General features: G+C 59.5%; 18 protein-coding genes and 4 tRNA genes. 11 read left to right on the forward strand and 11 right to left on the reverse strand.

Going from position 1 to position 19549, the window contains the following annotated elements; all coding sequences use genetic code 11:
* Positions 1–21: 21 nt before the first annotated feature.
* A complete protein-coding gene (locus tag KGA85_RS10580; protein WP_223457926.1) occupies positions 22–735 on the reverse strand; it encodes a UTRA domain-containing protein in 714 nt (237 codons plus the stop codon).
* A gap of 361 nt (positions 736–1096) precedes the next feature.
* On the opposite strand from KGA85_RS10580, the gene KGA85_RS10585 reads away from it, so the two are divergent.
* The 6 genes from KGA85_RS10585 to KGA85_RS10610 all read left to right on the forward strand — a co-directional run bounded on the left by KGA85_RS10585 (position 1097) and on the right by KGA85_RS10610 (position 6520).
* Positions 1097–2161, forward strand: coding sequence for an ABC transporter substrate-binding protein (locus KGA85_RS10585; protein WP_223457928.1), 1065 nt, complete (start codon positions 1097–1099; stop codon positions 2159–2161).
* A gap of 178 nt (positions 2162–2339) precedes the next feature.
* On the forward strand, positions 2340–3146 hold the full coding sequence (locus KGA85_RS10590; protein WP_223457930.1) for an alkaline phosphatase family protein: 807 nt from the start codon (positions 2340–2342) through the stop codon (positions 3144–3146).
* Between the two features lie 5 nt (positions 3147–3151).
* Positions 3152–3988, forward strand: coding sequence for an ABC transporter permease (locus KGA85_RS10595; RefSeq protein ID WP_223457932.1), 837 nt, complete (start codon positions 3152–3154; stop codon positions 3986–3988).
* Complete coding sequence (locus KGA85_RS10600) at positions 3975–4775, forward strand: ABC transporter permease (RefSeq protein ID WP_223457934.1); 801 nt, start codon at positions 3975–3977, stop codon at positions 4773–4775. The genes KGA85_RS10595 and KGA85_RS10600 overlap by 14 nt, the downstream gene beginning before the upstream one ends.
* The gene (locus tag KGA85_RS10605; RefSeq protein ID WP_223457936.1) at positions 4772–5761 is read left to right on the forward strand and encodes an ABC transporter ATP-binding protein; all 990 of its coding nucleotides are present in this window, start codon (positions 4772–4774) and stop codon (positions 5759–5761) included. The genes KGA85_RS10600 and KGA85_RS10605 overlap by 4 nt, the downstream gene beginning before the upstream one ends.
* Positions 5762–5866: 105 nt before the next feature.
* Positions 5867–6520: an HAD family hydrolase gene (locus KGA85_RS10610; RefSeq protein WP_223457938.1), complete on the forward strand. Its 654-nt coding sequence runs from the start codon at positions 5867–5869 to the stop codon at positions 6518–6520.
* 48 nt (positions 6521–6568) lie between these two features.
* Here KGA85_RS10610 and KGA85_RS10615 read toward each other — a convergent pair whose 3' ends face one another.
* Entirely contained in the window at positions 6569–7531 is a 963-nt protein-coding gene (locus KGA85_RS10615) for a zinc-binding dehydrogenase (protein WP_223457939.1), read from the reverse strand.
* 138 nt (positions 7532–7669) lie between these two features.
* Here KGA85_RS10615 and KGA85_RS10620 point away from each other — a divergent pair, with 138 nt between their 5' ends.
* Complete coding sequence (locus tag KGA85_RS10620) at positions 7670–9751, forward strand: carboxy terminal-processing peptidase (protein ID WP_223457941.1); 2082 nt, start codon at positions 7670–7672, stop codon at positions 9749–9751.
* Between the two features lie 146 nt (positions 9752–9897).
* Complete coding sequence (locus tag KGA85_RS10625; RefSeq protein ID WP_223457943.1) at positions 9898–11688, forward strand: bifunctional diguanylate cyclase/phosphodiesterase; 1791 nt, start codon at positions 9898–9900, stop codon at positions 11686–11688.
* A 24-nt stretch (positions 11689–11712) separates the two neighbouring features.
* Here KGA85_RS10625 and KGA85_RS10630 read toward each other — a convergent pair whose 3' ends face one another.
* The 5 genes from KGA85_RS10630 to KGA85_RS10650 all read right to left on the reverse strand — a co-directional run bounded on the left by KGA85_RS10630 (position 11713) and on the right by KGA85_RS10650 (position 14410).
* Complete coding sequence (locus tag KGA85_RS10630; RefSeq protein WP_223457945.1) at positions 11713–12120, reverse strand: sel1 repeat family protein; 408 nt, start codon at positions 12118–12120, stop codon at positions 11713–11715.
* On the reverse strand, positions 12121–12492 hold the full coding sequence (locus KGA85_RS10635; protein ID WP_007898892.1) for a hypothetical protein: 372 nt from the start codon (positions 12490–12492) through the stop codon (positions 12121–12123).
* Positions 12489–12830, reverse strand: coding sequence for a helix-turn-helix transcriptional regulator (locus tag KGA85_RS10640; RefSeq protein WP_150724569.1), 342 nt, complete (start codon positions 12828–12830; stop codon positions 12489–12491). The genes KGA85_RS10635 and KGA85_RS10640 overlap by 4 nt, the downstream gene beginning before the upstream one ends.
* A 115-nt stretch (positions 12831–12945) precedes the next feature.
* Complete coding sequence (locus tag KGA85_RS10645; RefSeq protein ID WP_223457947.1) at positions 12946–13401, reverse strand: YkvA family protein; 456 nt, start codon at positions 13399–13401, stop codon at positions 12946–12948.
* A 292-nt stretch (positions 13402–13693) separates the two neighbouring features.
* Positions 13694–14410, reverse strand: a complete 717-nt coding sequence (locus KGA85_RS10650) for an FKBP-type peptidyl-prolyl cis-trans isomerase (RefSeq protein ID WP_223457949.1) — start codon at positions 14408–14410, stop codon at positions 13694–13696.
* A gap of 269 nt (positions 14411–14679) precedes the next feature.
* On the opposite strand from KGA85_RS10650, the gene KGA85_RS10655 reads away from it, so the two are divergent.
* A complete protein-coding gene (locus tag KGA85_RS10655) occupies positions 14680–16482 on the forward strand; it encodes a di-heme-cytochrome C peroxidase (protein ID WP_223543098.1) in 1803 nt (600 codons plus the stop codon).
* A 28-nt stretch (positions 16483–16510) separates the two neighbouring features.
* The gene (locus KGA85_RS10660; RefSeq protein ID WP_223543099.1) at positions 16511–17647 is read left to right on the forward strand and encodes a catalase family protein; all 1137 of its coding nucleotides are present in this window, start codon (positions 16511–16513) and stop codon (positions 17645–17647) included.
* A 190-nt stretch (positions 17648–17837) separates the two neighbouring features.
* Here the strand turns inward: KGA85_RS10660 and KGA85_RS10665 are convergent.
* The 4 genes from KGA85_RS10665 to KGA85_RS10680 all read right to left on the reverse strand — a co-directional run bounded on the left by KGA85_RS10665 (position 17838) and on the right by KGA85_RS10680 (position 18379).
* Positions 17838–17914, reverse strand: a tRNA-Asp gene (locus KGA85_RS10665).
* A gap of 19 nt (positions 17915–17933) precedes the next feature.
* A tRNA-Val gene (locus KGA85_RS10670) sits at positions 17934–18009 on the reverse strand.
* 198 nt (positions 18010–18207) lie between these two features.
* Positions 18208–18284: transfer RNA gene (locus KGA85_RS10675), tRNA-Asp, on the reverse strand.
* Between the two features lie 19 nt (positions 18285–18303).
* Positions 18304–18379 (reverse strand) — tRNA-Val (locus tag KGA85_RS10680).
* Positions 18380–18538: 159 nt separating this feature from the next.
* Between KGA85_RS10680 and rdgC the strand changes: the two genes are divergently transcribed.
* Positions 18539–19459 carry a recombination-associated protein RdgC gene (gene rdgC, locus KGA85_RS10685; protein WP_007969735.1) on the forward strand — a complete coding sequence of 307 codons (921 nt, stop codon included), beginning with the start codon at positions 18539–18541 and terminating at the stop codon, positions 19457–19459.
* The last annotated feature ends 90 nt before the right edge of the window (positions 19460–19549 follow it).

Genomic DNA, 19549 nt, shown 5'->3' on the forward strand with positions numbered 1-19549 from the left:
GCTTGAAGCTTGAAGCTGCCTTTAAGCCACATCCACCCCGACATGAATCGCATCATGCCGCCAGAACTCCAGGTCGCAGTCGATCAGGCGTTCGTGCTGGTCATAGTTGACCCGGGCAATCCGCAGGCCCGGGCTGCCCACCGACACCTTCAACGCCGCCGCCGCATCCACCGACAACGCCGTGGGCACAATCTCGAAGCGCACCCGCCCGTAGTGCAAATCGTAATGCCGCGCATACAACTCGGTGATCGACTGATTCAAATCGAAATCGAGGATCCCGGGAAAGTACTGCGGGTTCAGATAGTGCTCCACATACAGCACCAGCCGCCCGTCGATCCGCCGTGAGCGGCAGATCTGAATCACGCTCGACAACGCCGGCAATTGCAGCCAGGCACACACCGCCGCCGATGCCGGTTGCAATCGCGCCGAAATCACCTCGGTGGACGGCACTCGCCCCTGGGCGCTGACCATCGCGTGAAAGTGGCTGCGCTGCATCAGGTTGTACGCCAGGCGCGGCGGCGAGACGAACCAGCCGCGACGCTCCTCGCGATAAATCTGCCCCTGCGACTCCAACTGCAACAACGCTTCACGCAAAGTGATCCGCGTGGTGCCGAACAATTCACTGAGTTTGCGCTCGGCCGGCAATTTGCTGCCGGGAATCAACAGTCCATGGTCGATCTGTTCCTGAAGCACCTGGCCGATGGCTGTTACCGCTTTGGTTGCCTCTTCACGCATTAATGTTTCCTATCTGGACTAGGCCAGAACCAATTCAGGGCAGAACCGCAGCAAAAACCGGCTCATTCAATAGTCTGCAAGCGTAGGCAGCGCAGATGACCGAGATGTGACAAAACGGCCCAACGGTCGCCATTCGCGACTTCAAGAACCTGCAATACATCGGCAAATCCCCTTGCCCGCTGGGGCTTTGACCATGGTCTACGCTTAGCAGGCCACCCGCGATACCGCTCAACAAAAAGTCATCCCGGGCGACGAACGACATCAAAGTGTCATCCAGCCCCCTTAAATTGGCTCAGGTATTGCTGACCTAGACCAACACAACCGCAATCGCAGCGTTGAACACGACCCAAGGAGCTTCGGAATGAAAAAGCTTTTCCTGGCATCACTGTTAGGCTCGACCATCGCAATGTGCACCGCTGCCATGGCGGCCGATGATCTGAAAACCCTGGAAGCCGCTGCGAAAGCGGAAGGCGCCGTCAACAGCGTCGGCATGCCCGATGACTGGGCCAACTGGGCCGGCACCTGGAAAGACCTGAGCGATAAATACGGCCTCAAGCACATCGACACCGACATGAGCTCGGCCCAAGAGATCGCCAAGTTCGCCGCGGAAAAAGACAACGCCAGCGCCGACATCGGCGACGTCGGTGCAGCGTTTGGCCCGATCGCGGTCAAGCAAGGCGTGGTCCAGCCTTACAAGCCTTCGACCTGGGATCAGGTTCCAGCCTGGGCCAAGGACAAGGACGGCAACTGGGCACTGGCCTACACCGGCACCATCGCTTTCATCGTCAACAAGAAGTTGCTGCACGGTTCCGACGCCCCAACCAAGTGGGCTGACCTCAAGGGCGGTAAATACAAGGTCTCCATTGGCGACGTGAGTACCGCGGCCCAGGCGGCCAACGGCGTACTGGCCGCGGCACTGGCCAACGGTGGCGACGAGAAAAACCTCAAGCCTGCCCTGGATCTGTTCGCCGACATCGCCAAGCAAGGTCGCCTGTCGATGTCCAACCCGACGATTGCCACCATGGAAAAAGGCGAAATCGAAGTCGGCGTGGTCTGGGACTTCAACGGCTTGAGCTACAAGGCCAAGATGGCCAACCCGGATGACTACGTGGTGCTGATCCCGTCCGACGGTTCGGTGATCTCCGGCTACACCACCATCATCAACAAGTACGCGAAAAACCCGAATGCCGCCAAGCTGGCCCGCGAATACATCTTCAGCGACGCCGGCCAGATCAACCTGGCCAAGGGCAATGCCCGTCCGATCCGTGCCGAGCACCTGACCCTGCCAGCCGAAGTGCAGGCCAAGCTGCTGCCTAACGAGCAGTACAAAAAGGTCACGCCGATCAAGGACGCGGACGCCTGGGAAAAGACTTCCAAGGGGCTTCCTCAGAAGTGGCAGGAAGAAGTCATCATCAATATGCAGTAAGCGGGTAGGCCACCAACGGGAGGTCTGATGGAGATCCCTGTGGGAGCGAGCCTGCTCGCGATAGCGTCGTTTCAGTCAGCATCAATGTTGAATGGTCGGCCACCATCGTGAGCAGGCTCGCTCACACAAGGGATTGGTTGCGTACTTGAATCATCTGTTTCACGGAGTCATCGCCCCTATGAAACACAACGTCATCCTTGTCGTGCTCGACGGCCTCAACTACGAGGTCGCCCGCCACGCCATGGGGCACCTGCAGGCGTACGTCGGCGCCGGACGCGCCGCACTCTACAAACTGGAGTGCGAGTTGCCAGCCCTGTCCCGTCCGCTGTACGAATGCATCCTGACCGGCGTGGCGCCGATCGACAGCGGCATCGTCCACAACAACGTTTCGCGCCTGTCCAACCAACGCAGCATCTATCACTACGCCACCGACGCCGGGCTGACGACCGCTGCAGCGGCCTATCACTGGGTCAGCGAGCTGTACAACCGTTCGCCCTTCGTGGCGGCCCGGGACCGTCACACCGATGACCCGCAACTGCCGATCCAGCACGGGCATTTCTACTGGAACGATCACTACCCGGATTCGCACCTGTTCGCCGACGCCGAAAACCTGCGCCTGCGCCATGCACCGAACTTTTTGCTGATCCACCCGATGAACATCGACGACGCCGGGCACAAGCACGGACTCGACACCCCGCAGTACCGCAACAGCGCCCGCTCGGCCGACATCATCCTGGCCGACTACCTGCAAGGCTGGCTCGATGCCGGCTATCAGGTGCTGGTCACCGCCGACCACGGCATGAACAACGACCGCTCCCACAACGGCCTGCTGCCGGAAGAACGGGAAGTACCGCTGTTCGTGCTCGGTGACGCATTCAGCTTCGACGCCGGCGCCGCGCCGAAACAGACCGAGATCTGCGGCACCGTCTGCGAGTTGCTTGGCGTGCCCCACGACAAACCGGTCTGCCGGGAGTTGCTCAAGTGAAGGCCATGACTCGCAGCAAATGGCTCGCTGCCCTGTGCGTGATGCCCTTCGCACTGTTCTTTATCGTGTTCGAAATTGCCCCGTTGACCTGGGTAATGATCAACAGCCTGGAGTCGGAAGAGTTCGGCTGGGGCCTGGCCAACTTCAGCAAGATCTTCAGCTCGAAGTTTTACCTGCAGGCGATCCAGTACAGCCTTGAGATCAGCTTCTGGTCCAGCGCGTTCGGGATCATCATCGCCATACTGGGCGCCTACTCCCTGCGCCGGGTCGATTCGAAACTGCGCAACTTCGTCAACGCCTTCGCCAACATGACCAGCAATTTCGCCGGTGTGCCCCTGGCCTTCGCGTTCATCATTTTGCTCGGCTTCAACGGCAGCTTCACCATCATGCTCAAGCAGGCCGGAATCATTCAGGACTTCAACCTGTACTCGAAAACCGGGCTGATCATTCTCTACACCTACTTCCAGATTCCCCTCGGCGTGCTGCTGCTGTACCCGGCCTTCGATGCCTTGCGCGAAGACTGGCGTGAGTCCGCCGCGCTGCTCGGCGCGAGCGGCTGGCAATTCTGGCGGCACATCGGTTTGCCGGTGCTGACCCCGGCGCTGCTCGGCACGTTCGTGATCCTGCTGGCCAACGCCCTCGGCGCCTATGCCACGGTGTACGCCTTGACCACCGGCAACTTCAACGTGCTGCCGATCCGTATCGCGGCGATGGTGTCCGGTGACATTTCCCTGGACCCGAACCTGGCCAGCGCCCTGGCCGTGGTGCTGGTGGCCTTGATGACCCTGGTGACCATCGTGCATCAGTTGCTGTTGAAGAGGAGCTACCATGTCTCGCGCTGAACTGGGGCCCGTCGGTGTCTACCACCGCGTCGTGGTGTACTTGCTGTTTGCCATCCTGCTGTTGCCGCTGGCCGGCACGCTGATCTACTCGATCGCCAGCAGTTGGTCGGCGACCATCCTGCCCAGCGGTTTCACCCTCAAGTGGTACATCCAATTGTGGAGCGATCCGCGCTTCCTGCATGCGTTCGGGCAATCGCTGCTAGTCTGCGTCGGCTCGTTGATTCTTTCGGTAGTGCTGATTCTGCCGCTGCTGTTCGTGGTGCATTACCACTTCCCGAAACTCGACGCGCTGATGAACATCCTGATCCTGCTGCCCTTCGCCGTGCCGCCGGTGGTGTCGTCGGTGGGGCTGTTGCAGCTCTACGGTTCAGGGCCTTTCGCCATGGTCGGGACGCCCTGGATCCTGATCGGTTGCTACTTCACCGTAGCGCTGCCGTTCATGTACCGGGCGATCACCAACAACCTGCAAGCAATCAACCTGCGCGACCTGATGGACGCCGCCCAGTTGCTCGGTGCCAGCACCTGGCAAGCCGCCTTCCTGGTGGTGCTGCCGAACCTGCGCAAGGGCTTGATGGTGGCACTGCTGCTGTCGTTCTCGTTCCTGTTCGGTGAGTTCGTGTTTGCCAACATCCTTGTCGGTACCCGCTACGAAACCCTGCAGGTCTATCTCAACAACATGCGCAACAGCAGCGGTCATTTCACCAGTGCGCTGGTGATCTCCTACTTCTTCTTTGTGCTGGTTCTGACCTGGATTGCCAATATCTTGAACAGGGACAAAAGCGAATGAGCTATGTCAGCGTCCAACATCTTCAGAAAAGCTTCGCGGGCACCACGGTGTTCAGCGACATCAATTGCGAAATCCAGAAAGGTGAGTTCGTCACCCTGCTCGGCCCGTCCGGTTGCGGCAAATCCACCCTGCTGCGCTGCATCGCCGGCCTGACTTCGGTGGATGGTGGCAAAATCCTGCTCGATGGCGTCGATATCGTGCCGGTGAGCCCGCAGAAACGCGGGATCGGCATGGTGTTCCAGAGCTATGCGCTGTTCCCTAACATGACTGTGGAGCAAAACGTCGCCTTCGGCTTGCGCATGCAAAAGGTCAATGCCGATGACAGCCGTAAACGCGTCGCGGAAGTGCTCAGACTGGTGGAGCTCAATGACTTTGCCGCGCGTTACCCGCATCAGCTGTCGGGGGGCCAGTGCCAGCGCGTCGCCCTCGCCCGCTCCCTGGTGACCCGGCCACGCCTGCTGCTGCTCGACGAACCGTTGTCGGCCCTGGACGCGCGGATTCGCAAGCATCTGCGTGAACAGATTCGTCAGATCCAGCGCGAACTGGGCCTGACCACGATTTTCGTCACACACGATCAGGAAGAAGCCCTGACCATGTCTGACCGGATTTTCCTGATGAATCAGGGAAAAATCGTACAAAGCGGCGACGCCGAAACCCTCTATACCGCGCCGGTGGATGTGTTCGCCGCCGGTTTCATCGGCAACTACAACCTGCTGGATGCCGACAGCGCTTCGAAGCTGTTGCAGCGACCGATCAGCAAGCGCATCGCCATTCGCCCGGAAGCCATCGAACTGAGCCTTAACGGCGAACTGGACGCGCAGATTCGCAGCCACAGCCTGCTGGGCAACGTGATTCGCTACCGGGTCGAAGCCCGGGGCGTGGAATTGGTGGTGGATGTGCTGAACCGCTCGGCGGCCGACCTGCATCCCGATGGTCAGCGCCTGGCGCTTTCCATCGATCCGACGGCCCTGTGTGAGGTAGCTTGAAGACAGCTGCAAGCTTCAAGCTTCAAGTTGTAAACTGCTGACCACCTAAATCAACTTCTTGCAGCTTGAAGCTTGAAGCTTGCAGCTGTTCTCAGAGAGAACCCGATGGCCCTGGCAATTTTTGATCTGGACGAAACCCTGATCCACGGCGACTGCGCCACCCTTTGGAGCGAGCAGATGGGCCGCCTGGGCTGGGTCGACCCCGAGTCGTTCATGCGGCAGAACAACGAGCTGATGGATGCCTACAGTCACGGCAAATTGCGCATGGAAGACTACATGACCTTCAGCCTGGAGCCGATGATCGGCCGCACGCCGCAAGAGGTTGAGCATCTGGTTGGTCCGTGGGTGGAAGACTTCATCGAACCAATCATTTTCAGTGACGCCACCAAAGCCATAGCCGCCCATCGCAAGGCCGGCGACCGGATCCTGGTGATCTCGGCCTCGGGCACGCATCTGGTCGGCCCCATCGCTGAGCGCCTTGGCATCGACGAGATTCTGGGCATCGAACTGGAAGTGGCTCACGGCGTTTACACCGGCCACACCGTCGGTACCCTGACCTACCGCGAAGGCAAGATCACCCGTTTGCTGGAGTGGCTGGATGCAGAGGAGGAAAACCTTGAAGGCGCGAGTTTCTATTCCGACTCACGCAACGACCTGCCGTTGTTGCTGAAAGTGGATTTCCCCCACGTGGTCAACCCGGATCCGGTGTTGCGCGAGCAGGCTGAAAAGGCTGGATGGCCAATCCACCACTGGAAATAACACAAGCCCCCTGTGGGAGCGGGCTTGCTCCCACAGTTTTTTGTGTTGTCAGCTCAGGCTTTCATCAATCACCAACACCACCTTCCCCGCCACGGTATTGCTCGCCAGCTCGGCAAACGCCGCCTCGGCATCCTTGATCGGGAACGTCCTGGCCAGCTGCGGGCTCAACCGCCCCTCGGCAAACAACGGCCACACATGCTGACTGAGATCACTGAACAGATCCGCCTTGAACTGATCATCCCGGCTGCGCAGGGTCGAACCCAGCAACTGCACGCGCTTGGCCAGCACCTGGGCCAGGTCGAGTTTGGCCTCGCGGCCGCCCATCAGACCGATCAGCACCCAACGGCCGTCCTGCGCCAGCAGCTTGAGGTTCAACGCCGCGTAATTGCCGCCCACCGGGTCGAGAATCACGTCGAACGGCCCCAGATCCCGCAGGCTCTCCAGATCACCATTACGCACCACGCCGCCCTGGGCACCCAGCGCTTCGCAGTACGCCAACCGCTCGGCGGAGCCGACGCTGACCCAGCACGGGTTGCCGAAGGCCTTGCACAGCTGAATGGCCGCTGAACCAATTCCACTTGCCCCGGCATGCAGCAGAACTTTCTGACCCGGTTTGAGCGCAGCCAGTTGAAACAAATTCAACCAGACTGTTGCATAAACTTCGGGCAATGCAGCCGCTTCGACCAGTGACACTCCGTCGGGAACCGGCAGCACATGCCGTCCGTCGACAACCACCTCTTCGGCCATCCCGCCCCCGGCCAGCAAGGCGCAAACCCGATCGCCAATTTGCCAGGAGGACCCGGCGCCAACCTCGCTGATCACGCCCGAGCACTCTAGACCAAGCACTTGGCTAGCCCCCGGCGGCGGCGGATAAAGGCCTGCCTTCTGCAATAAATCGGCGCGATTGAGACCCGCTGCCGACACTCGGATGCGAACTTGCCCTACATCGCATGTAGGACTCGCCTCATCAACCCACACCACTCGACCGTCAACGCCTTGCAATGCTTTCACAGTGCCTCCATAGTGAGTCTGGACTGAGCCCGAAGCTATAGCGTCGGGCTTTTTGCATTATGCGACCGGTTCCCAAAGAGCCGGCGACTTCAAAGACGGCCTAATATGCGTTATCAATTGTCCCCGCGTCGAATCAGCATGAAGCATCTGTTCCCCAGCACTGCCCTCGCCTTATTCATCGGTATCGGCTTGCTGCCGATGTCGAGCAATACATTCGCAGCCAATAGCTGGGACAAGCTTCAACCCGATCGTGACGAAGTGATCGCAAGCTTGAACGTCGTGGAGTTGCTCAAGCGCCACCACTACAGCAAGCCGCCACTCGATGACGCGCGCTCGGTAATCATCTACGACAGCTACCTCAAGCTGCTGGATCCGTCGCGCAGCTACTTCATGGCCAGCGACATTGCCGAATTCGACAAGTGGAAGACGCAGTTCGACGACTTCCTCAAAAGCGGCGACCTGAACGCCGGGTTCACCATCTACAAGCGCTACCTGGACCGCGTAAAGGCGCGTCTGGACTTCGCCCTTGCCGAGCTGGACAAAGGCGTCGACAAGATCGACTTCACCACCAAGGAAACCTTGCTGATCGACCGCAAGGACGCCCCTTGGCTCAAATCCAGCGCAGAACTCGACGACCTGTGGCGCAAACGCGTCAAGGATGAAGTGCTGCGGATGAAGATCGCCGGCAAAGAGCCCAAGCAGATCCAGGAAACCCTGACCAAGCGCTACAAGAACCAGTTGGCGCGTCTGGACCAGACCCGCGCGGAAGACATCTTCCAGGCGTACATCAACACCTTCGCCATGTCCTACGACCCGCACACCAACTATCTGTCGCCGGATAACGCGGAGAACTTCGACATCAACATGAGCCTGTCCCTCGAGGGCATCGGCGCCGTGTTGCAGAGCGATAACGACCAGGTGAAAGTCGTGCGCCTGGTGCCGGCAGGTCCGGCGGACAAGACCAAGCAGGTTGCACCGGCCGACAAGATCATCGGCGTTGCCCAGGGCAACAAGGAAATGGTCGACGTCGTGGGCTGGCGCCTGGACGAAGTGGTCAAGCTGATCCGTGGTCCGAAGGGCACCGTGGTGCGCCTGGAAGTCATCCCGGCCAGCAATGCGCCGAACGACCAGACCACCAAGATCGTGCCGATCACCCGTGAAGCGGTGAAGCTTGAAGATCAGGCCGTGAAGAAATCGGTCTTGAACCTGAAGCAGGACGGCAAGGACTACAAGCTCGGCATTATCGAAATCCCGGCGTTCTATCTGGACTTCAAGGCCTTCCGTGCCGGCGACCCGGATTACAAGAGCACCACCCGCGACGTCAAGAAACTGCTGACCGAGCTGCAGAAAGAGAAAGTCGACGGCGTCGTCATCGACCTGCGTAACAACGGTGGCGGCTCCTTGCAAGAGGCCACCGAGCTGACCAGCCTGTTCATCGACAAAGGCCCGACCGTACTCGTGCGTAACGCCGATGGCCGCGTCGATGTCCTGGAAGATGAAAACCCGGGCGCGTTCTACAAAGGCCCGATGGCGTTGCTGGTCAACCGCCTGTCCGCCTCGGCTTCGGAGATTTTTGCCGGCGCCATGCAGGACTACCACCGCGCACTGATCATTGGCGGCCAGACCTTCGGCAAAGGCACCGTGCAGACCATTCAGCCGCTCAACCATGGCGAACTGAAACTGACCCTGGCCAAGTTCTACCGGGTTTCCGGGCAGAGCACCCAGCATCAGGGCGTCTTGCCGGACATCGATTACCCGTCGATCATCGACACCAAGGAAATCGGTGAAAGCGCCCTGCCGGAAGCCATGCCGTGGGACACCATCAAGGCGGCGATCAAGCCTGCGGTGGATCCGTTCAAGCCGTACATTTCGCAGCTCAAGTCCGAGCATGACGTGCGTACGGCCAAGGATGCGGAGTTCGTGTTCATCCGCGACAAGCTGGCCCTGGCGCAGAAACTGATGACCGAGAAAACCGTCAGCCTCAATGAAGCCGAGCGTCGTGCCCAGCACGCCGACATCGAAGCCAAACAGCTGACCATGGAAAACATCCGTCGCAAGGCCAAGGGCGAAGAACCGCTCAAAGAGCTGAAGAAAGAAGACGAGGACGCGATTGCAGCCGAGGATGACAAGACCAAACCGGAAGACGACGCCTACCTCAGCGAAACCGGGCGGATTCTGCTGGACTACCTGAAACTCAACACGGCAGTGGCCAAGCACTGAGTTTTCACCAGCAACTGATGGCAATTTAATGCTGACGCTCCCCGGAGCGTCATCAAACAGTCATCACTCTGTCGTGAAATAAAGGACCGGGCGTGCTCTTTCTACCAAGAGCACGCCCGGTCCTTTTTTTATCGCCAGAGATCGCCATGACCACAACCGAACAGCTGAGTGCCTTGAGCTCGATCCTGAGTCAAAGCGGTTTGCACAGCCTGTTCCAACCGATCATCAGCCTCTCTGAACGACGCATCCTCGGCTACGAAGCCCTCAGTCGCGGCCCCTCCAACAGCCCTCTGCACTCCCCTGTCGCCCTGTTCGCCGTCGCCCGCCAGGCCGGACGCCTGAGCGAGCTGGAAATTGCCTGCCGCGAAAGCGCTTGCCGACGCTTCAATGAGCAACAACTGCCAGGCATGTTGTTCCTCAATGTATCCCCGGAGTCCCTGCTCGAAGCGGCCCATCAACCGGGGCGCACCCTGCAATTGCTGCAGGACTTCGGCATTGCGCCGAGCCAGGTGGTCATCGAGCTCACGGAACAGACGCCGACGGATGATTTCCAGCTGTTGCAAACCGCCCTGCATCACTATCGGGCGATGGGGTTTTCGATTGCGCTGGATGATCTGGGGGCGGGCTATTCAAGTTTGCGCTTATGGTCCGAGCTGCGGCCGGATTACGTGAAAATCGACCGGCATTTCATTGATGGCATTCATCAGGACGCGCTCAAGCGCGAGTTCGTCGGCTCGATACTGCAAATCGCCAAGGCCTCACGGGCGCAAGTCATTGCCGAAGGTATCGAGCTGCCCGAAGAGCTCGCGGTGCTGACCGAAATGGGCGTGGACCTGGTGCAGGGGTATCTGCTCTGCCGCCCCCAGGAACACCCACCGCGGGATGCCCGGGCATTGATGCCGCGACAGGACAGCACCGCCGTTGTACTGAGTGAAGACGGCAGCGACCTCAGCGCCCTGCTCAACGAGCTACCCGCGGTGAACCGTGACACCCCGACCGCCACGGTGCTCGAAGCCTTTCGGCGCCAGGCCAACCTGAACTCGCTGGCAGTCCTGGATGAACAGGGTCAGCCCTGCGGCATTGTCCATCGTCATTCGCTCTCCGATGCCCTGCTCAAGCCCTTTGCCACCGACCTGTTCGCCCGCAAGCCCATCAGCCGCCTGATGAACGATGACTTCCTCGCCGTCGAACTGAGCCAGTCCCTGCAACAGGTCAGCCGCCTGATCACCAGCCGTGCCCGCCAGCGTATCGAGGAGGATTTCATCATCACCCTCAACGGCGGTTATCTGGGCCTGGGCCGGGTGATTGACGTACTCAAGCTGATCACGGAACTGAAGATCCAGCAGGCTCGCTACGCCAACCCGCTGACCTTGCTTCCGGGCAACGTGCCGATCCAGCACTGCCTGACGCGGCTGCTGCAACAGCAACGGGAATCGGTGATCTGCTACGTGGACATTGATAGCTTCAAACCCTTCAATGACATCTACGGCTATGGTCGCGGCGACGAAGTCCTGCTGTGCCTGGCGCAATGCCTGAACGACCGCGTCGACCCGTCCCGCGACTTCGTCGGCCACATCGGCGGCGATGATTTTCTGCTGGTGCTCGGCCCGGAAGACTGGCGCAACCGTCTGAACCAGTTGCTCGACGACTTCCAGAGCCAGTGCCGGCGCTTCTACCGCAGCGAACACCTGGAAGCCGGCTGCTTTATCGCACCGAATCGCCAGGGTCAGCGCCAGGAGTTTGCGCTGTTGTCGCTGTCGATCGGCGTGGTGCATTTGCATCCACAGGCCTGTGGACAACTCGATGCGAGTCAGCTGGCGGAAATGGCATCACAGGCCAAGCACCACGCCAAGAATGTGCAGGGCTATAGCGTGCATGTGATTGATAGCCTGGTGGTTTCGACTGTTGATGAGGTGCTCGTTTCCGGGCATCGATAAGGGAGCTTTTCGGCATCACTCCAATCAACGAGGCGCCGAGGAAGACTTCAGTTCTTCGAGCTTGATCGGCGCCAACGGATGCCCGGCCTTCGCCGCGATCTCCCAGAATCGCGCGGCCGCAACCGGGTCCGGAGCCTTGCTCGCCGTCCCTGCCAGACTGATCACGCCCACTTGATACGCCGCCTTGCCATCGCCCGCCAACGCCGCCAGGCGCAACAAACGCACGCCCTCCTCACGAGCACCGAGGCCGACGCCGCGAAACGTCAGGATGTGCCCATAGAAGCTCTGGGCGCCGACATCGCCCAGGTTGGCCATGCGTGCGAACTGGCCTTCGAGCCAGCGCCAGCCGCGTGGCTGACGGACAAACCATGGCCAGTGAAACAATCGGCGCGCGAGCCAGTAACCGGCCCGCGCCTTGAGTTGTAAAAACATTCAGGCCTCGGCCGATTCCGGGTATTCGTACTCGAACACCCGCACCACTTCCGAAGCATGCCAGGACGCGGCGGCAACGCCGTCCGACGGCCCGGAAAAACGCCCGAGACGCTCGACACATTCAAAGAATCCGGTGCGCGGCAAGCGGCTGGCGCCCTGACTGATCACCAGTGAACTGCGCAATGGCTGCTCCGCCCTGGCGTCCAGGGCCGCCAGATGCTCAAGGGCCGCTGTCAGGGTTTGCATGGCCGGAGTCGGTAACTGCAAACGTTCCAGTAATGCCCGATAAGTCAGGAGATGGCGCTGACGACGCGCCTGATCCAGTTCGCCCAGCAATCCGTCCCAATGTTGACGACTGATGCGTACGCTCACGATTCATCCCTCCACCCCGGCACCGTCAATTCCCAGGCCAGGCTGCGACGAATCGCGGCGTCGGGCAGACGCTCGCCACTTTCGATCATGGCCAGGTAAGACGGGCTGATGCCTACCGTGCGGGCCAGCGCCTCGATGGCGATGCCCTTCCCTTCGCGCAAACTGCGTAGTTGATCCAGACCCGGAAGAATCGCGTCTGGTGTTGCCGCCTGAAGCTTCGTGGCTTGAGGCGACGCTTGCTCCTTGACCCCCGCTGCTTTCAGTAACGCCTGATACTGAGCCCATGGCAGAACCGCATATTCGGGTTCGCCTTCGCGTGTAATTATCTGAATATCCATGACTACCCCGTAGGACAACAACACTTAGCGAGTCGGCACTTTTCCCTAGAAGTGTAATCCTAACAGCGGCCAAGGTCGCGGGGGGGAATCAATCTGTGAACAGGTCGAAATCGACTCAGTGTTTTTTCGGGCCTTGAAGTTGCAGTTGCTCGGGGGTATCAGGCAGACGCTCGACCACCGCGAGTTTCTCCGGTACCTGCCGTTTGCGCCAGGCGCGGAAGGCATTGAGCTCGTCATCGAGCACTTTCATCAGCCATGCCAGTACCGCGATGTCATCGAGCATGCCGAACACTGGAATGAAATCCGGGATTGCATCCAATGGACTGAGGAAATACATCAGGCCCGCGACAACCGAAACCAGCGCCTTGGGGCTGATGGCTCGATACTCACCACGCCAGTAGGCCAGGCAGAGTGCCTGCAACAGCTTCAAGTCGTCCTTGATCTTGCCCAGTCGATTGCCCTGGCTCGCGCCTTTGCTGGCAACGGCGAACAACAGCGTCGGCAATCGGCCGCGTGCCAGCAGGCGTCCGGCCAGTGGCAGGAAACGAGCGAAATTCCAGGGTATTTTCATCATTCCTCCCATTGAAATGTTATCCACACAAATTGTGGATAACCTTGTGAACAGAGCTGCTTTTCGTCGCTGTAAGGCCCGTTTTACAAGGCCTGCGTTCAGATCGGGCGTTTTTTACTCATCAAAAAAAACCTATAATTTCATTGACTTGGCGGTCTTGTACGGCTACCGCCAACGCTACTATGCCTAAGACTCCGGCCTAGAGCGTCTGTTCGTTTTGTTTACCCGTGCCGAACGCCAGATGCAACAACGCCCCGCATGAGCGAGGCGTTGTTATCGAAGCAGACGCTGGTTACTGGGCAGCGGCGTCTTCTTTTGCCGGATCCTTGATGGCCAGCAGTTCCAGGTCGAATACCAGCACCGAGTTGGCCGGAATCGCCGGGCTTGGGCTTTGAGCGCCGTAAGCCAGGTCAGCAGGGATGTACAGTTTGTACTTCTCGCCAACGTGCATCAGTTGCAGGCCTTCGACCCAACCCGGGATCACACCGCTGACCGGCAGATCGATCGGGCTGCCGCGCTCGACGGAACTGTCGAATACGGTGCCGTTGGTCAGCTTGCCGGTGTAGTGAACGGTCACTACGTCAGACGGCTTTGGCTGAGGGCCATCGGCTTTCTTCACGACTTCGTACTGCAAGCCCGAAGCGGTGGTGGTCACGCCAGCTTTCTTGGCGTTTTCTTCGAGGAATTTCTTGCCGGCAGCGGCCGACTCTTCGCTCATCTTGGCCATGCGTTCTTCGGCACGCTTTTGCAGTGCGGCGAACGCCTCGACCAATTCTTCGTCTTTGAGCTTCTGCTCTTTCTTGCCGACGGCGTCTTCGATGCCCTGGGCTACAGCCTTGGAATCCAGGTCATCCATGCCTTCCTGAGCCAGGCTCTTGCCCATGTTCAGGCCAATGCCGTAGGAAGCTTTTTGCGCCGGAGTTTTCAGCTCTACGCTGGTCTGCGAATCACAACCCGCGAGTACCAGGCCAACCAGGGCCACCGCCGCCGCCAACCGATGCTGTTTCATGCTATTTCCTTGTTCATGCGCCTAAAGGGCAATCGAGTAAAGCCGCGAGCTTATCAGGCCGCCACGACCAATGGCTACCGGCATGAGAGCCGGAAACAATTGATAAGTTCAGGTGTTTAAACGCTATTCACAATTCGGCTGATGAAGCTTCTTTCATCTTGTTCCGACGCAGGCTCATTCCTGAGCCTACAATATCTGGCGTAATGGCCTCTTGCCGCACCTAGGGTACTCGGGCATAACGGCATGTCAATTCAACAAGGATGTTTATCTTGCGCCTCTTCTTTCGCTTGCTGGCTCTCATCGCAGTACTGCTCGGGCTGGTCATGGCCGTGGTTCTTTACTACGTCGCCAACCCGAAATTGCCGGCCTGGTCGCCTGCACAACAGGTGCATTACCTGGAGCAATGGAGCGCCGCCGATCGCGAGACCTATTACTTCACACCCCAGGGCACTCAGGTCAAAGGCTTGCGCTATGACTGGTTCACAGCCCTCGAACTGCCCTTCTCGCAGCAACGCTTCGCCGCCCCCGAATACCTCGCCCGCTTCGGTTTTCTGGTGGACCCCGGCCAGAAACCGACACCGAACAACCCCGGCAACCTCCCGGCAGGCTTTACCCGGCACCAGAATGCGGGGAGCCCGGATGTGTTTCTGGATATCACCTGCGCGGCCTGCCACACCGGTGAACTGCGTTTCAAGGGGCAAGCCGTGCGTATCGACGGTGGCTCGGCGCAGCATGTCCTGCCTTCCAGTGTTCCTACACTCAAAGGAGGCAGTTTCGGACAAGCTCTGGTGGCCAGCCTCGCCTCCACTTACTACAACCCGTGGAAATTCGAGCGCTTTGCACGCAGCGTTCTGGGTCAGGACTACGAGACGCGCCACCAACAGTTGCGCAAAGATTTCAAATCTTCACTGGACACATTCCTCAAGGTGGCCTGGAACGACACCCATCGCGGGCTCTATCCGACCGAGGAAGGCCCGGGGCGCACAGACGCCTTCGGGCGCATTGCCAACGCCAGCTTCGGTGATGCGATTTCCCCCGATAACTACCGCGTGGCCAATGCCCCGGTCGATTATCCGCAGTTGTGGGACATGTGGACGTTCGAATGGGTGCAGTGGAACGGCTCGGCGAAACAACCGATGGCCCGCAACATCGGCGAGGCGTTAGGCGTCGGTGCCACGCTGAATTTCTTCGACAAGAACGGCCAGCCGCTGATGGGCGATGCCCGCTATCCCTCCAGTGTCCGCGTGCGCGATCTGCACCTGATCGAAGAAACCCTGCAACGACTTTCACCACCGGCCTGGCCGGAAGAACTGTTGGGCGTGGTCGACAAACCTCTGGCAGCCAAGGGCCGCGCCCTGTTCGCCGAAAACTGCGCAGGTTGTCATGTACCGCGCACCAGCCAGGGCGAGGGACGATACGTCCAGCACCTGAAAATGCTCCCGGTGGATTACATCGGCACGGACCCCGGCGCGGCCAACAACATCGCCGACCACCGCTTCGACCTGACAGCGTTGCAATGGAACCAGGCGGAACTGGAAAAGCTCGATGTCGAGCCAAAACCCACCGAGCCTCTGGACCTGAGCAAGCTGTCCGTGGCCAAGGGGCTGGCCTATGTCACGGCATTTGTCCAGGACCGCGCGTATCAAGACGTCAATGTCACCCCTGCCGAGCGTCCTGCAATGGACGGTTTCGGCCTGCCGATCGGTGTGCGCGAATTGCGTTCGTACAAGGCCAGGCCATTGGCGGGTGTATGGGCGACAGCGCCGTTTCTGCACAACGGTTCGGTCCCGAGCCTTTATCAATTGCTGTCGCCTCACGATGAGCGTGCGACCACGTTCTACAAAGGCACTTTCGAGTACGACCCGGGACACCTGGGTTACCGCACCGAAGCCTTTACCAACGGTTTCCTCTTCGACACGCGAATCACCGGCAACCATAACAGCGGCCATGAGTTCCGCGCCGGCAAACTCGGCAATGGCGTGATCGGCCGCTGGTTGCAGCCGCAAGAACGCTGGGCACTGCTGGAATATCTGAAAGTGCTGGGCGGCCCGCTGGAAGCGCAATTGCCATGACCACAGCCGCAGTTCAAAGGACGTTTCCATGCTGATAACGCTCTGGATGCGCCTGGGCGCCTTCCTCGCCAGGCTGTTGCTGTGGCTACTGGGTCTCGGCGTGCTGGGTTGGGCCCTGACCAGCGCCTGGTTTGCCTGGCAGCATCGCGGGCCGGTCTCGGCGCAGGAGTTGATTGCGGACGACGAAGCCGCGATGACCCAGGACATCATCCAGACCGCCGTGCGCATCGTCGATCAGCACCGCGAAAGCACCCGCTACCTGCGCGACGCCCATGCCAAGGCCCACGGCTGTGTGAAGGCCGAAGTTCAGGTGCTGCCGGAACTGCCAGGCGAACTGCGCCAGGGCGTGTTCAGCGAGCCGGGCAAAACCTGGCAAGCGACGATGCGCCTGTCCAACGGCAATGCCTACCCGCAGTTCGACAGCATCCGCGATGCTCGGGGCATGGCGATCAAACTGCTCGATGTGCCGGGCAAGCAACTGTTGAGCGACCGGCAGGGGCGAGGCGAACAGGACTTTGTGATGTTCAGCCACCCGAACTTCTTTGTCAGTAATGTCGCCGAATACCGTCAGAACGTCGCAGCCCAGGCCGATGGTAAAAAGATGATGGCCTTCTTCCCTGGTTGGGATCCACGCACCTGGCAGGTTCGCCACCTGTTCATTGCCCTGGCGACACTGGCCCCTGCCCCGTCGAGCCCGACCCAGACGACGTATTTTTCGGTTTCACCCTACAAATTCGGTGAAGCCAATGCGAAGTTCCGGGTCATGCCCGATCCGGATAGCTGCCCGGCCTACAACCTGCCGGAACAGAATCGCAAGTTGCCGAACTTCCTGCGCAATGCGCTGAACCAACAGCTGTCGACCGACCGGATGCCCGCGTGTTTCGCCTTGCAGATCCAGCGACAGGACGCCAACAAGTACATGCCGATTGAAGACACCAGTATTGAGTGGAGCGAGAGCGATGCGCCCTTCGAGACGGTGGCGCGGATCAAGGTGCCGGCGCAGGACTTCGATACACCGGCGCTGAACCTGCAATGCGACAACCAGTCGTTCAATCCCTGGTTCGGCGTCGAGGCGCACCGCCCCATCGGCGGGATCAATCGCCTGCGCAAGGCCGTGTATGAAGCTGTCAGCGACTACCGTCACGCCCGCAATGCTGGACTGTAGGAGCGAGCTTGCTCGCGAAAAAGCCATGGCCGCCGCTGGGTATCTGAATTTACGCGTTATCGTTCACGACCTTCGCGAGCTAGCTCGCCCCTACAGAGAGCGAGGAAAGCCAAATCCCGGACAGCAAAAAGCCCGCACAAGGCGGGCTTTCTGTGGTGACCTGGCGTTCAGTGTTCCAGGTTACCGAATATGGCGCAGCGGACGGGACTCGAACCCGCGACCCCCGGCGTGACAGGCCGGTATTCTAACCGACTGAACTACCGCTGCGCATAGCGTTGAAAGTAAGTGGTGGGTGATGACGGGATCGAACCGCCGACATTCTGCTTGTAAGGCAGACGCTCTCCCAGCTGAGCTAATCACCCTTTACCTTCGTTGCGGGGCACATTATGCCACAGGTTTTTATAAAGTGTTGATTTATTTGAAGTTTTTTCAAAAAAATCTAAAAACCGGTGAAACGACGCAACCCACAGGAACAACCGTGAAACTTGAGGCAGAAAAAAACCCGCCTAAGCGGGCTTTTCCGTGGTGACCTGGCGTTCAGTGTTCCAGGTTACCGAATATGGCGCAGCGGACGGGACTCGAACCCGCGACCCCCGGCGTGACAGGCCGGTATTCTAACCGACTGAACTACCGCTGCGCGTAACACTTGAAACGAATGGTGGGTGATGACGGGATCGAACCGCCGACATTCTGCTTGTAAGGCAGACGCTCTCCCAGCTGAGCTAATCACCCTTCGCTTCGGTGTGGCGCGCATTCTACGGAGCGACCCAACCTCTGGCAAGCACTTTTTAAAATAATTTTCTCAGGCCTTCCAAAGGCTTAGAGAAAGGTTGGCCTATGGCACGGCGAAGACAATAATGCCCCCCTTTGTATAAAGGAGAGACTCACCCCATGTGGTTCAAAAACCTGCTTATCTATCGCCTGACCCAAGATCTGCCTGTTGATGCCGAGGCGTTGGAAACTGCACTGGCCACCAAACTGGCGCGCCCATGTGCAAGCCAGGAGTTGACCACCTACGGTTTCGTCGCGCCGTTCGGCAAAGGCGAAGATGCGCCACTGGTACACGTCAGCGGTGACTTCCTGCTGGTGTCCGCCCGCAAGGAAGAACGTATTTTGCCGGGCAGCGTCGTGCGTGATGCGGTCAAGGAAAAGGTCGAAGAGATCGAAGCCGAGCAAATGCGCAAGGTCTATAAGAAGGAACGCGATCAGATCAAGGATGAAATCATCCAGGCCTTCCTGCCCCGCGCCTTTATCCGCCGCTCGTCGACCTTCGCCGCCATCGCGCCGAAACAGGGCCTGATCCTGGTCAACTCGGCCAGCCCGAAACGCGCCGAAGACTTGCTGTCGACCCTGCGTGAAGTGATCGGCACCCTGCCGGTGCGCCCACTGACCGTGAAGATGTCCCCGACCGCGACCATGACCGAGTGGGTCACCACCCAGAAAGCCGCGGACGATTTCTTTGTGCTGGACGAGTGCGAGTTGCGCGACACCCACGAAGACGGCGGCATCGTGCGTTGCAAGCGCCAGGACCTGACCAGCGAAGAAATCCAGTTGCACCTGAGCACCGGCAAAGTGGTCACTCAACTGTCCCTGGCCTGGCAGGACAAACTGTCGTTCGTCCTCGACGACAAAATGGTGGTCAAGCGCCTGAAGTTCGAAGACCTGCTGCAAGACCAGGCGGAACAGGATGGCGGCGACGAAGCCCTGGGCCAACTGGACGCCAGCTTCACCCTGATGATGCTGACCTTCGGCGACTTCCTGCCGGCACTGGTGGAAGCGTTGGGTGGCGAAGAGACTCCGCAAGGGATCTAAAAGCTTGTGATCTCAAACTGTGGGAGCGGGCTTGCTCGCGAAAGCGGAGTGTCAGTCGACATAGGTACTGACTGATACTCCGCTTTCGCG

The organism is Pseudomonas sp. GL-B-12 (genome assembly GCF_019955895.1).
Taxonomy (GTDB): Bacteria; Pseudomonadota; Gammaproteobacteria; order Pseudomonadales; family Pseudomonadaceae; genus Aquipseudomonas.

What these genes read in the sequence shown, in the direction of transcription:
- KGA85_RS10580 (WP_223457926.1), bottom strand. Translation starts at nt 735, where the DNA reads ATGCGTGAAGAGGCAACCAAAGCGGTAACAGCCATCGGCCAGGTGCTT.
- KGA85_RS10585 (WP_223457928.1), top strand. Translation starts at nt 1,097, where the DNA reads ATGAAAAAGCTTTTCCTGGCATCACTGTTAGGCTCGACCATCGCAATG.
- KGA85_RS10590 (WP_223457930.1), top strand. Translation starts at nt 2,340, where the DNA reads ATGAAACACAACGTCATCCTTGTCGTGCTCGACGGCCTCAACTACGAG.
- KGA85_RS10595 (WP_223457932.1), top strand. Translation starts at nt 3,152, where the DNA reads ATGACTCGCAGCAAATGGCTCGCTGCCCTGTGCGTGATGCCCTTCGCA.
- KGA85_RS10600 (WP_223457934.1), top strand. Translation starts at nt 3,975, where the DNA reads ATGTCTCGCGCTGAACTGGGGCCCGTCGGTGTCTACCACCGCGTCGTG.
- KGA85_RS10605 (WP_223457936.1), top strand. Translation starts at nt 4,772, where the DNA reads ATGAGCTATGTCAGCGTCCAACATCTTCAGAAAAGCTTCGCGGGCACC.
- KGA85_RS10610 (WP_223457938.1), top strand. Translation starts at nt 5,867, where the DNA reads ATGGCCCTGGCAATTTTTGATCTGGACGAAACCCTGATCCACGGCGAC.
- KGA85_RS10620 (WP_223457941.1), top strand. Translation starts at nt 7,670, where the DNA reads ATGAAGCATCTGTTCCCCAGCACTGCCCTCGCCTTATTCATCGGTATC.
- KGA85_RS10625 (WP_223457943.1), top strand. Translation starts at nt 9,898, where the DNA reads ATGACCACAACCGAACAGCTGAGTGCCTTGAGCTCGATCCTGAGTCAA.
- KGA85_RS10630 (WP_223457945.1), bottom strand. Translation starts at nt 12,120, where the DNA reads ATGTTTTTACAACTCAAGGCGCGGGCCGGTTACTGGCTCGCGCGCCGA.
- KGA85_RS10640 (WP_150724569.1), bottom strand. Translation starts at nt 12,830, where the DNA reads ATGGATATTCAGATAATTACACGCGAAGGCGAACCCGAATATGCGGTT.
- KGA85_RS10645 (WP_223457947.1), bottom strand. Translation starts at nt 13,401, where the DNA reads ATGAAAATACCCTGGAATTTCGCTCGTTTCCTGCCACTGGCCGGACGC.
- KGA85_RS10650 (WP_223457949.1), bottom strand. Translation starts at nt 14,410, where the DNA reads ATGAAACAGCATCGGTTGGCGGCGGCGGTGGCCCTGGTTGGCCTGGTA.
- KGA85_RS10660 (WP_223543099.1), top strand. Translation starts at nt 16,511, where the DNA reads ATGCTGATAACGCTCTGGATGCGCCTGGGCGCCTTCCTCGCCAGGCTG.
- rdgC (WP_007969735.1), top strand. Translation starts at nt 18,539, where the DNA reads ATGTGGTTCAAAAACCTGCTTATCTATCGCCTGACCCAAGATCTGCCT.